Here is a 12,810-nt window from a genome sequence, read left to right on the forward strand (position 1 = left end):
TACGGGGCATTTTATCTAAGTTTGCCGTCTTATGAGCAAACAGACGGACGATTTCTTCAAAAACGTAATTTCACACGCCAAGGAATACGGTTTTGTGTTTCCTTCAAGCGAAATATATGACGGCCTGAGCGCCGTATATGACTACGGGCAATTGGGTGCCGAACTCAAAAACAACCTCAAAGCTTATTGGTGGAAAGCCATGGTACAACTCCACGAGAACATCGTGGGTATCGATGCCGCCATCTTCATGCACCCCACCACATGGAAGGCCTCCGGCCATGTGGATGGCTTCAACGACCCGATGATAGACAATAAGGATTCGAAAAAGCGCTATCGGGCGGATCAGCTTATCGAAGATAAGATAGCGCGCTATGAAGCGGACGGCAAAACGGAAGAAGCCCAGCAATTGCAGGGCGATCTCGACGCTGCGCTGAATGCAGATGACCTCCCCAAACTCAAAGCGCTCATCGAAACTCACGATATCGTATGCCCCATATCCGGTACTAAAAACTGGACGGACGTGCGGCAATTCAACCTGATGTTTTCCACGCAGATGGGCGCTTCGGCTGAAGATGCGGAGACGGTATACCTGCGGCCGGAAACAGCCCAGGGAATCTTTGTCAACTTCCTGAATGTGCAAAAAAGCGGTCGGATGAAGGTGCCCTTCGGTATTGCCCAGATTGGCAAAGCTTTCCGCAATGAGGTGATTGCCCGCCAGTTCATCATGCGCATGCGCGAATTTGAACAGATGGAAATGCAATTTTTCGTGCGGCCCGGCTCGGAGCTCGATTGGTACAACCAGTGGAAAGCTACCCGCCTGAAATGGCACCTCGCCATTGGGGGCAATCCGGCAAAATACCGCTACCATGACCATGTGAAGTTGGCCCACTACGCCAATGCCGCTGTGGATATCGAATACGAGTTTCCATTTGGCTTCAAGGAAGTAGAAGGCATCCACTCACGGACAGACTTCGACCTCAGCCAGCACCAAAAATACTCGGGCAAAAAGCTGCAGTATTTTGATCCGGAAATCAACCAAAACTATGTGCCTTATGTGATTGAAACGTCCATCGGCCTGGATAGGCTGTTTCTGACCGTACTGTGTAATGCGTTTGAGGAGCAGGATTTGAGTACAGCCGACAAGCAGGATTCACGTTCGGTACTGCACTTCCACCCCACATTGGCACCGGTAAAGGCGGCTATCCTGCCACTTACCAAAAAGGATGGCCTGCCCGATAAGGCACGGGAAATTCTCAGCCGGCTCAAAATCGATTACAATGTCCAATACGACGAAAAGGATTCCATCGGCAAACGCTACCGTCGCCAGGATGCCATCGGCACGCCTTTCTGCATCACGGTAGACTACCAATCATTGGAAGATGACACCGTGACGCTCCGCCACCGCGATAGTATGGAGCAGGAGCGCGTGGCCGCGGCTGACTTGGAAAAAATCGTCAGCGACTTAGTAGGTTGGAAAAACTTGCTGGGCGGACTATAAGCGATAAGACTGTTGGGGAGATTATCCCCCTGCAGACTCCATCCGGCCGTTTACCAACACGTCTACAGACGTCCCGGAGGGCGAGTGGATGCGATAATCCACCACCTTGCCATCCCGCCATCGGATATCCACCGTGTAGTTGCCCCGTGCCTTCAATCCCTTCACTTCACCCGTTGCCCATGCCGCAGGTAATGCCGGCAGGAGATGGATGAATCCAGCATGGCTCTGCAACAGCATCTCGGCGATACCCGCCGTCCCGCCAAAATTGCCGTCTATCTGGAAGGGCGGGTGGGCACAAAACAAATTGGGGTAGGTGCCGCCACCAGCGCGCATATCGATTTCACTGCTCATAGCGGGCTGAAGGAGCTGCCGCAGGATTTCCAAGGCATGGTCGCCATCCTGCAACCGTGCCCAAAAGAGGATTTTCCAGGCCCGGCTCCATCCGGTACCTTCGTCGCCCCTCACCTTCAGCGTTTTCTTTGCCGCCGCCGCCCACTCGGGCGTGGTCTGCGGGGAGACAAAAGCGGCTGGATACAGCCCATAAAGATGGGATACATGGCGGTGTTGGGGCTCGGGCTCTTCATATTCCTCCAGCCATTCCATTACGCGACCGTCGCGACCCACCTGCACCGGTGGAGGTAGCAGGTCCATATCATGACGCAGCGTGTCTACAAAAGCATCGCGCAAACCCAATGCATCGGCAGCGGCAATCACATTATTATACAACTCGCGCACGATTTGGTTGTCTATAGTAGGGCCCATTACTACGCTTGCCCGCTGGCCATTCGGCATGATGAACGCATTCTCAGGCGATACGGAAGGGGCCGTGACCAGCCAGCCGTACCGTGGCTCCCTGATGAGTGTATGATGGTAGAAGCGGGCGGCATCTTGCAGTACCGGAAAGACTTCGGCCAGGTATGCGGTATCGTTGGTAAACAGGTAGTGCTCCCACAGGTGGTTGCATAGCCAGCCCGACGCCGTGCTGGATCCCCAGGATGCTTGCTCGCCGGGAGCCGAATAGCCCCATACGTTGGTCATCATATAACACACCCAACCCGGCGCATTGTAATACGCTTTTGCCGTCTTCTTCCCCGCCTGCGCAATGTCCTTAATCATATCGATAAACGGCTCATGCAATTCCGACAGATTACCCACTTCCACCGGCCAGTGGTTCATCTGTGCATTGATATTGAGGTGGTAGTCGCCATTCCATGGCGTTTGTATTTGATGAGCCCATAATCCTTGAAGATTGGGCGGCAACAAGCCGGGACGAGTGCTGCAAATACTCAAGTAGCGCCCATACTGGAAGTATAAGGCGGCCAACGCATTATCACTGGCTGGCTCGTCAAAAAACCGTTTCAACCGCTCATCAGTAGGAATATCGGAGGCATCCTGCCCAGCTATCGCCAACGAGACCCTATCGAATAGCTGCCGGAATGCGGCGATGTGGCGTTCCCGTAGGGTGCCATAAGGCCGTGCCATGGCTGCTGCCAAGAGGGCGGCCGACTGTGTCGCAAACGGGTTGCCCCTGAAATCCGTGGCGGCAGAAAAATATAAGGTGGCTTCATCGGCCCCAATTACCCGCAGCGCATTTCCTTCCTTGACCAGCTTACCTCCCTTATGCTGGATACGCACACGGGCCATGTACTGCATGCCTTGCTGTCCATACCCATCGTCCAATGCTCCCGAAAGTTGCAATTCATCGTCTACCACGTTGGTATGTCCCTGCTCCTCACGAGCCAACGTCACCGAAAAGTCCAAGGCTTGTTGCTGGTCTGCCGTAAGCCGGATGATGCCGACATCGCCGTCAAAAGCGGTAAAGTATTCCCGCTGGTAATGGACACCTGTCGCATAGTATTCGGTGGAAGCAATAGCCGTGGGGATATCCAACTGCCTGCGGTAGTCCCGGACTTCTCCTTTTCCATGATGATATTGAATAAGCAATTCGCCGAGCGTCTGGAAGCATCCGAAGGGCACATTGGCACCATTGCCGTGGCCACTGCCTGCCCCCACGCACACAAAATTGGCATTTACCAGCTTTTCGGCTTCGTCATTGCGGCCTTGCAACAACAGCTTTTGGATATCCCCCACGCTTTTATAGGCCTCGTAATTATTAGGATCCTGCGGGCTGCCCGACCAAAGGGTAATGTCATTCAATACAATCTTCTCGCTAGTTATACCGCCGTCGGGCATCATGCCCAAGCGACCATTGCCCAAGGGCAGGGTTGCTTCCCATGCCTTCGCGGGCTTGTCGTACCAGAGTTGCAATGGCTCTTTAGCCGATAAGGCCATATGGGCAGCGACATAAATACCCATCAATCCATATTTCTTCATTTTCCAATAAACCATTTAATTGCCATACACTTCAAATTCCGCAATGGATACTGCCGACCGATTGCTGGTGACGTTGGCCACTGCGTCTATGCTAAACCGGAAATAATGGGCTTGCACCGCTTTGCCAAAATCGACATACTGCAAGATGGGATTGGCTGCAATATTGGAAAATTCGCCTCGGGTCACGATCTCCCAGTCGCTTCCATCCATACTCGTTTCAAACACATAGCGGCTTACCAACCCCACTGGATTTCCATCCTGCCGGGGAAGATAGCCGATACCGGTAATCGTTTCCAGCTTACCCATGTCTACGCTGATAGGCACGGGCAAGTCTACTTCATTCGTCAGCCAAAACGTCTCCGGCTTACCATCTACAGCCAATACGGGATCACTCCCACGCAATGGGCCAGCCATGACACGCCACAGCGAACGGTCGGCACGCGTGCGCGCTGCGCCCTGTAAGGCGAAGTCTACCTCCGCTATTTTGAACAGGCCAAAATCACTCAATGCTACGGCAACCGGTGCAAACAAGCGCAGTCGCAGCCGTTCAGTGGTAACCGGCTCGTCCAACTGGATAAGCCTGCTGGCACCGATGCTTGTGGCCATGGCCAATGGCTGCCAGGAGCCGTCCTGCCAAACATCCACCCATGCGCTGTCGAGCCGTTGCCCCAGCTTGATGTTTTCACGCAGGCGTATGAGGTCAAAAGTGGTTTCCGCTTTTAATTCAATGATCAATTCGGGCTGGGTCACGTCATCATCCGTAGCCCAGTAGCTATAGCGGTCGTCATTCAGCAGGTTAGCCGGGCCAAAATACTTTTTGTTGCCTTTCCGGATGTTGGATGCATCAAATGATGCACCGAAAGCCAAGTTTTCAGCAAAGGTTTTGGTCAATTTTTCGCCAAACCCTTTTAAGGATGCCACATCATTGGGATGCAACAACCCCTCCGTATTAGGGGCCAAGCCCAGGTTGAACGCCGCACCCCGGCCTACACTGTTGAGATAAAGATCAAAAAGTTGGTCGGGGGTTTTTACCTGATCGTCTTGCTCGGGATGGTAAAACCATCCCGGACGGTGCGGCACGTCACACTCCGCAGGAATCCAATACTTACCATCACGCTGCCCGCTACCGAGAAACTGCCCATCAATATGACCGGGGGCAGGTTTGCCACCGTCAGGTGCAACAGGTGTAAACGTAGCCCACGACGTCTCCGCAGCGATGCCCTTCTCATTGCCCACCCATCGTACATCTGGGCCGATATCGCTAAAAATCACCGCCGTGGGTTGCATCTCCCGAGTAATAGGCCAGGTTTTTTCCTCCCATTCATAATAAGTAGCGCGGTCGATGCGGCGAGTTTCGTTGGCCCCGCCGTAGTAACCATCACCGCCATTGGCACCATCGTGCCAACTGGTAAACAGTTCCCCGTAATTGCTATACAATTCGCGCAACTGTTCGCGGTAGGCATCTGCATACTCCGGATTTCCGTATTGCGGATGATTGCGATCCCATGCCGATACATATACACCGAATTGGAGTCCCTGCTTTCGCGCCGCATCTGCAAATTCCTTGACCATATTTCCCTTGCCATCACGCCAAGGGCTATTAGCAATGTTATAATCCGTGGTCTTTGTTGGCCACAGACAAAATCCGTCATGATGCTTGGCCACAGATATCAGCCCCTTGAATCCGCCGGCTTTTGCCGCGGCGGCAATTTGATTGGCATCAAAACGCGGCGGATTGAACAGGCTCGCGGAAGCATCCCCAAATCCCCATTCTTTATTTTGAAAAGTAGTAGGTGTAAAATGGATAAGGCAATATAACTCCATCTCATGCCAGTTTAATTGCGCCGTTGTGGGTATTGGACCATAAGGGGTAGGCTCGTCTTGCAAATGGTCCTCTGTCGAGTTGCACCTTGTCAGGCTGGCAACGGATACCACTCCCAATACTGCAAGATTTATAACGTGGCGAAACATCATGCTAACTTTGGTTTATATTCAGGAAGTAAAGATAAATCTTTCTCCAATAGTTCGCCGCTGATGCAAAAATAATTTAGTATATGGCTAACCAACTTGAATGCCCGTAGTTTCTCTTTTTTATAACCAAAAGCACCGACTATAAATTTTAACTATAAGCCATCATTATAAATGATTTAGATTATTGCTTATTTCCATGTATTTTTGATAGCACCATTACGGTAACCAACTGGATTAAACAACTATAAAATCACAATATCATGGACAGCAATGCTAATAACTCCGGCAAATGCCCATTTTCGGGAGCATCATTACACACGAAACCCCAAAAACACAATGTAAGCAGCGAAGGCACAAAGAACAGTGACTGGTGGCCAAACAAGCTTAGGCTAAATGTCCTCCGTCAACATACTGTACTTTCGAACCCACTGGGCGAAGATTTTAGCTACGCGGAAGCATTTAAAAGCCTTGACTTAGCGGCGGTAAAACAGGATCTGCACGCATTGATGACCGAATCACAAGACTGGTGGCCCGCAGACTTTGGCCACTATGGGCCGTTGTTTATCCGCATGGCTTGGCACAGCGCAGGTACTTACCGGACAGGGGACGGCCGCGGTGGGGCCGGACGCGGCCAGCAACGGTTTGCTCCACTCAACAGCTGGCCGGACAATGTCAGCCTGGATAAGGCCCGCAGACTGTTGTGGCCGATTAAACAGAAATATGGCCAAAAGATTTCCTGGGCCGACCTGCTCATCCTCACCGGCAACGTGGCGTTGGAATCAATGGGCTTCAAGACATTTGGTTTCGCCGGTGGCCGCGCCGATACCTGGGAGCCGGAAGAGGACGTCTATTGGGGTTCGGAGAAGACGTGGCTGGGCGGCGACGAGCGCTATGCCCATGGCTCCGAAGGTGTTGAAAAGGACGGTTCAGTACTCGTGTCGGATGACACGGCAGATGGCGACATACACTCGCGCATCCTGGAAAATCCGCTGGCCGCTGTGCAAATGGGACTGATCTACGTCAATCCGGAAGGCCCTGATGGCAATCCCGACCCGCTGGCCGCGGCCTATGACATTCGCGAAACCTTCAAACGCATGGCCATGAACGATGAGGAAACCGTGGCACTGATTGCCGGTGGGCACACCTTCGGTAAAACCCACGGAGCCGGCGATTCGGCCCTCGTAGGTCCCGATCCGGAAGCAGCGGACATTGAAGAGCAAGGCCTTGGTTGGCGAAACAAATTCGGCACCGGTGTAGGGGCGGATACCATCACCAGCGGACTGGAAGTGACCTGGACCTCTACCCCGACGAAGTGGAGCAACAACTTCTTCTGGAACCTGTTCGGTTACGAATGGGAGCTCACGAAAAGTCCTGCCGGTGCGCACCAATGGGTAGCGAAGGGCGCTAATGCCATCATTCCCGATGCCCACGACCCATCGAAAAGGCGCTTGCCGACGATGCTGACGACAGATCTAGCCTTACGGGTAGACCCAGCCTACGAAAAAATCTCACGGCATTTCTTCGAAAACCCGGACGCATTTGCCGATGCATTTGCCCGCGCATGGTTCAAATTGACACACCGTGATATGGGGCCTCGCGCACGTTACCTTGGCCCTGAAGTACCTGAAGAAGAACTGATTTGGCAAGATCCGATTCCGGCTGTCAATCACGAATTGATCGATGAGCAGGATGCCGCCACCCTGAAAGCGCACATACTGGAGTCTGGTTTATCAGTATCCCAACTGGTTTCCACCGCCTGGGCATCGGCATCTACGTTCCGCGGGTCCGACAAACGCGGCGGCGCCAACGGCGCACGCATTCGGCTGGAACCCCAAAAGAACTGGGAAGTCAACAATCCTACTCAACTGGCAAACATATTGGAGACACTCGAAGGAATCCAAACAGCATTTAACAGTGCGCAGTCCAACGGCAAACAGGTCTCCCTGGCCGACCTCATTGTATTGGCAGGATGCGTGGGTGTCGAAAAAGCTGCGAGGGATGCAGGCCATGATATCACCGTTCCTTTCACACCGGGTCGCATGGACGCCTCACAAGAGCAGACAGACGTGGAGTCTTTTGCTGTACTGGAGCCCGCGGCCGATGGTTTCCGCAATTACCTGAAAACGAGGTACACCGTATCAACGGAAGAGCTGCTCGTCGATAAAGCACAATTGCTAACGCTGACCGCCCCTGAAATGACCGTGCTTATTGGAGGAATGCGGGTGCTAAACACCAATTTCGATGGTTCAAAACACGGTGTATTTACCCAACGGCCGGAATTGCTCAGCAATGATTTCTTTGTAAACCTGCTCGATATGCGTACGGTCTGGACAGCCGCTTCCGAATTGAAAGAAGTATTTGAAGGGCATGACCGCACCAGCGGTGAATTGAAATGGACGGCTACCCGCGCGGATCTGGTCTTTGGTTCCAATTCGGAGCTTAGGGCGTTGGCTGAGGTTTATGGCAGTGCAGATGCCCAAGAAAAATTTGTGGCGGATTTTGTGGTGGCATGGAACAAAGTAATGAACCTTGATCGTTTTGATTTGGCTTAATCCACTGTTTATTGGATGTCCAAAGGGGCGGTTTCTTTAATAGACCGCCTCTTTTTAGTATATTGAGCCCGTAAACATTTCAATCCGATACGCAAATGATACCGCTGCAGCTAAATTATGCGAGCTTCTTGATGACAATGCTCACTTTATGCGTGTTATTCCTCCCTCAATTTTCCCTAGCGCAAGACCATGTGTTTGGCAGCTGGACCGCTTGGTTCAATAATGTGCGATTCAACCATAAATGGGGAATGAACAATGATATACAGCTTCGCGGGGGAAGGGATTGGACCACCAACTCCCTCTTGCTGGTCAGGCCCGGTGTTAATTACTATGTAAACGCACAACAAACCGCCTCATTGGGTTACGCTACCACATTGGTCACGAATGAATTGGCAGCAAACAGCCGCAGGATTACCGAACACCGTATATGGCAACAATACATTATCAATAGTCCAATGCTGAATATCCCGGTACAGCACCGGTTTCGACTTGAACAGCGTTTCTTGCAACGACCAGACGAGAAGGCGTTTGCCAAACGCGCAAGGTACTTCATCCGGGGCATTATCCCAGTAAGCCAGCCACTGAAAACATCATTCCATCGGGGGCTATTCATGTCGCTCCAAAATGAGCTTTTCTTCAATATTCATAACCAAAAAGCGCTCAACGGCCGGTTCTTTGATCAAAACCGTGCTTATGCATCGCTCGGCTTCCGGTTTTCAGGAAAATATGATTTGGAAGCCGGATATATGAATCAATTCTTGCTTAGAAACACCACGCCAAATAGCATGACCCATATCTTTCAGCTTGCTGGCTATACGCGGCTGTAAAATATTCAGCTATTAATCAGCCAATTACAACGATATCGAAAAATATTATTAATAAAATCTACTTGTTTAATAGACTTTATATATATTTGTCCCATGCACAAGACAAACCAGCATAAGGCTATTTCGGGTTATACCATGCACACATGTGCTAAGGCCATGTGTTATAGGCACCGTTGAAGAAGCTTTACGCTGACTGCAAAGACACAGAAAAGCCTCTTCGACACGAGCAATATCGAAGAGGCTTTTTAATTAAACAAAAACATTTAAAAATAGGACAAGAGATGGCAATAGAAGCAGCGGTGGAAAAACAACATGTCGACCCAAAAATCACCCTTGTGGGGGCAGGGCCCGGCGATCCCGATCTCATCAGCTTCAAGGGAATCAAAGCACTAAAACAAGCGAATGTCATTTTATATGACGCATTGGTAGATGAGCGGTTATTGGAGTACGCCCCACAAGAAGCTATCAAGGTTTATGTAGGCAATCCTTCGGGTGATGAAAATTTCTCACAGGACGTGGTCAACCAATTAATGGTGGACTATGCCCTGAACTTCGGTCATGTCGTAAGGCTCAAGGGAGGCGATCTGTTCGTTTTCGGCCGGGGCTATGAGGAGCTGGACTACGCGGCTTCATATAGCATTGAAACGGCTATCGTGCCGGGCATTTCCAGCGCCATATCTGTACCGGGGCTGCAAGGCATTCCGGTCACACACGGCGGCTTGAGCGAGAGCCTGTGGATACTCTCCGGCACGGATACTCAAGGCAACCTATCGCCTGAATTGAAAGATGCCGCCCGGAGCAAAGCTACGGTAGTCGTACTGCTTGGTTTTGATAAACTGCCCGAAATCGCAGCCATCTACCAAAACGTCGGCAAAGGAGGGCTGCCTGCCGCCGTCATTCAGAATGGTTCCATGAGCAATGAAAAGACTGCTGTTGGATTGGTCAATACCATTGTAGAAGTGGCTGAAGAAAAAGGTATCGACAACACAGGACCTGTATTGCTGGTCTTCGGTTCGGCCGTAGCATTGCATCATGATTTTCAACGCATCAAGCAGTTTTTCGAACAGCATGAATACGGTGATCAATAACGAATTGTTTAAAATTTCTCTCTCTTCAATATATTAGGTTTACAATTGGGTTAGTAAGTAAGGAGTGCCTGCCCACCAGGTGCTCCTGCTTTTTTTTGATTCGCCGAGTCAATAGCCCCTAAAATCGATCTACTACACCACAAAAGCCCATTTAACACCCGTTGCACAACAATTTCGTTGATTATTTTATCAAAAATATATTAAAAAATACCAAAAAATATATTATTTACAACAAATTATCTCATAAATTTCATTATTTATCATCATAAAATTCATAATAAACAATTTTTTGCTTAAAATTGTTAAGAAAAAAGCTATTTCTACCCTCCAAAATCATCATTTTATATGAGTCAATATGATTTACACAGCGATTTTGAACTAGCAGACTTATTGAACCAAAGCGATGAACATGCTTTCAGGCATCTATATGATAAATACTGGGAGAAACTATATATAATCGCCAGCAACCGCCTAAATGATACCGTGGAAGGGGAAGAGGTCGTACAGGATGTCTTTTTAAACCTGTGGAAGAAAAGACAATCCTTCCGGTTGACCCGGGGATTTAAAAACTATTTCGCGGTAGCTTTAAAATATGAGGTCATCAATCGACGGGCAAAAAGGGTAAAAAACCATGAATTTCAGCAGCTGCTTGATGATAGTTATGATGATCATATCGCAACGGAAGATTTTCACCGATTTGACCTCGAATTGCTCGAGACACAATTGGAATACCGGATCAATCAGTTACCCACGAAATGCCGGACAGTCTTTACAATGAGCCGCCAATCCGCTTTGACCAACAAACAGATTAGCGAAACACTCCAAATTTCTGAGAAAGCTGTTGAAAAACACATCACGCATGCTATAAAATTCCTAAAACACCACCTAAGCCACTACTTCACAATCATTTTTACATTGGTATTTGGATAAAATCACAAAAATCACAAGGAAACTTAAAAATTATTACAAAAAAATCAAAATAAAGGTAGGGATAGGCCGACTTTAAATGGCTATTATAACGAACAACGTGCTTTTGTGCCGTAGATATCGCAAATGACGGCAGGACATGAATCGGTCGCTTTTCCACAGCATAAAGGATACCTGCCTTGCGATCACGTTGCCGCATAACGCTTTCGTTTCAGTGAGCAATACTGTTTCGTCAACTAACTAATAAAAATGTCTTATCAGGAGTCAAGAATCAATTTCTTAGCTAAAAAGTGGATCGCCGGAAAAATCACCGAAAAGGAAAAGCTTGAATTTGAAGCATGGTACAACGCCATTGATGATGCGCAGCCTGCAGTTGACTTCATCGCTGCAAAAGAAGCGCTCAAACGAAGGATTCTCTCCAAAATAGAAGCCGGAATGCAACCCCCAGACCGCCGTCCACACCTATTTTCCACACCGGTATTCCGCATTGGTATCGCGGCAGCCAGCATTGTTGCCGTGCTAAGTTTTGCAGGCATACTACGGTATCGCAATAATCAAATTATACCCTTGGAAGGAAAGCGTTCTCTTGCCGAAAACGAACCAATCAAACAACATGATGTACTGCCCGGCAGCGATAAAGCGATTCTGATCTTGGGCAACGGCAGACGGATGTTGCTGGCAAACGAGGAAGCAATCATTTCGACCGAAATGGGGAAAAACAAAATCATGACAACCCATGGAAAGCTGATTTTTGAGTCCGGAAAATTGCCAGACAGCACTTCACTAAAAATCACTTATAACACTATCTTGACGCCCAGTAGCGCACAATTCCAAGTCGTGCTACCGGACGGGAGCCGTGTGTGGTTAAATGCGGAATCCAGCCTGAAATTCCCGGATCGCTTTATAGGAAAAAAAAGACGGGTTGAACTTTCCGGTGAAGGATACTTCGAGGTGGCACAAGACCCATCAAAACCATTTGAAGTAATCACCGATGGGCAAAAAATAGAAGTCCTGGGAACCCACTTCAACATCAATGCGTACCCGAATGAACAGGAGATCAGGACGACCTTACTCGAAGGAAAAGTCCGGTTGATAGCAGGTAATAATAGTGTATACATGCGGCCTGGGCAAGAAGGTGTCTCTTCAACGGATCCGAAGACCTCCAACCAGATTATTCTTCGGGAATCAGACGTCAAACAGACCATCGCATGGAAAAATGGGCGCTTCCATTTCAAGGATGCCGATATCGGAACCATCATGCGTTCCATCGCCCGATGGTATGATGTCGCGATTAACTATCCGGATGGAAACTCAAAAAAAACGTTCTCCGGGAGTATATATCGAAGTGCAACACTTCAAGAAGCATTGAAGATATTGAATTATTCCGGCATCAATGCAACCTTGAAAAATTCAGCAGACTCCTCGAAAAAGGGCGAAATCATTGTTTATCCAAACTAAGAAAATATAACCGCATGTTTAACCCAAAAATATAGGCCTATGGTAAAAAATTGCAATTAATACACGATACATCCATAAAAAAAGCAGGAGTCTGATCCACTCCTGCCTACGTTGGATTAAAAAAATTCCATCATTTATTGCAGCAAATAACAAAA

The 12,810-nt window shown here is 49.3% G+C and carries 8 protein-coding genes; 6 read left to right on the forward strand and 2 right to left on the reverse strand.

Features of this window, described 5'->3' with window-relative positions; all coding sequences use genetic code 11:
• Positions 1–31: 31 nt before the first annotated feature.
• Positions 32–1,498: a glycine--tRNA ligase gene (locus BMW65_RS20635; RefSeq protein ID WP_090608468.1), complete on the forward strand. Its 1,467-nt coding sequence runs from the start codon at positions 32–34 to the stop codon at positions 1,496–1,498.
• 21 nt (positions 1,499–1,519) lie between these two features.
• Here BMW65_RS20635 and BMW65_RS20640 read toward each other — a convergent pair whose 3' ends face one another.
• Together BMW65_RS20640 and BMW65_RS20645 are read right to left on the reverse strand one after the other, a co-directional pair.
• Entirely contained in the window at positions 1,520–3,832 is a 2,313-nt protein-coding gene (locus BMW65_RS20640; RefSeq protein WP_245747708.1) for a glycoside hydrolase family 95 protein, read from the reverse strand.
• Positions 3,833–3,847: 15 nt separating this feature from the next.
• Positions 3,848–5,656, reverse strand: a complete 1,809-nt coding sequence (locus BMW65_RS20645) for an alpha-L-fucosidase (protein WP_245747709.1) — start codon at positions 5,654–5,656, stop codon at positions 3,848–3,850.
• A 407-nt stretch (positions 5,657–6,063) separates the two neighbouring features.
• On the opposite strand from BMW65_RS20645, the gene katG reads away from it, so the two are divergent.
• From katG to BMW65_RS20675, 5 genes are all read left to right on the forward strand, one after another.
• A complete protein-coding gene (katG, locus tag BMW65_RS20650; protein ID WP_090608474.1) occupies positions 6,064–8,355 on the forward strand; it encodes a catalase/peroxidase HPI in 2,292 nt (763 codons plus the stop codon).
• 137 nt (positions 8,356–8,492) lie between these two features.
• Positions 8,493–9,182, forward strand: a complete 690-nt coding sequence (locus tag BMW65_RS20655) for a DUF2490 domain-containing protein (protein ID WP_177181241.1) — start codon at positions 8,493–8,495, stop codon at positions 9,180–9,182.
• Positions 9,183–9,463: 281 nt separating this feature from the next.
• Positions 9,464–10,270 (forward strand): uroporphyrinogen-III C-methyltransferase, encoded by an 807-nt coding sequence (cobA, locus tag BMW65_RS20660; RefSeq protein ID WP_090608478.1) that lies wholly within the window; start codon positions 9,464–9,466, stop codon positions 10,268–10,270.
• 345 nt (positions 10,271–10,615) lie between these two features.
• Entirely contained in the window at positions 10,616–11,200 is a 585-nt protein-coding gene (locus tag BMW65_RS20665; RefSeq protein WP_090608480.1) for an RNA polymerase sigma factor, read from the forward strand.
• 246 nt (positions 11,201–11,446) lie between these two features.
• A complete protein-coding gene (locus BMW65_RS20675; protein WP_090608484.1) occupies positions 11,447–12,655 on the forward strand; it encodes a FecR family protein in 1,209 nt (402 codons plus the stop codon).
• Positions 12,656–12,810 lie beyond the last annotated feature (155 nt).

The sequence above is a fragment of the Parapedobacter koreensis genome, assembly GCF_900109365.1.
Lineage (GTDB): Bacteria > Bacteroidota > Bacteroidia > Sphingobacteriales > Sphingobacteriaceae > Parapedobacter > Parapedobacter koreensis.

Coding starts and splice junctions, on each gene's coding strand:
- BMW65_RS20635 (WP_090608468.1), top strand. CDS start 32: ATGAGCAAACAGACGGACGATTTCTTCAAAAACGTAATTTCACACGCC.
- BMW65_RS20640 (WP_245747708.1), bottom strand. CDS start 3,832: ATGAAGAAATATGGATTGATGGGTATTTATGTCGCTGCCCATATGGCC.
- BMW65_RS20645 (WP_245747709.1), bottom strand. CDS start 5,656: ATGGAGTTATATTGCCTTATCCATTTTACACCTACTACTTTTCAAAAT.
- katG (WP_090608474.1), top strand. CDS start 6,064: ATGGACAGCAATGCTAATAACTCCGGCAAATGCCCATTTTCGGGAGCA.
- BMW65_RS20655 (WP_177181241.1), top strand. CDS start 8,493: ATGCTCACTTTATGCGTGTTATTCCTCCCTCAATTTTCCCTAGCGCAA.
- cobA (WP_090608478.1), top strand. CDS start 9,464: ATGGCAATAGAAGCAGCGGTGGAAAAACAACATGTCGACCCAAAAATC.
- BMW65_RS20665 (WP_090608480.1), top strand. CDS start 10,616: ATGAGTCAATATGATTTACACAGCGATTTTGAACTAGCAGACTTATTG.
- BMW65_RS20675 (WP_090608484.1), top strand. CDS start 11,447: ATGTCTTATCAGGAGTCAAGAATCAATTTCTTAGCTAAAAAGTGGATC.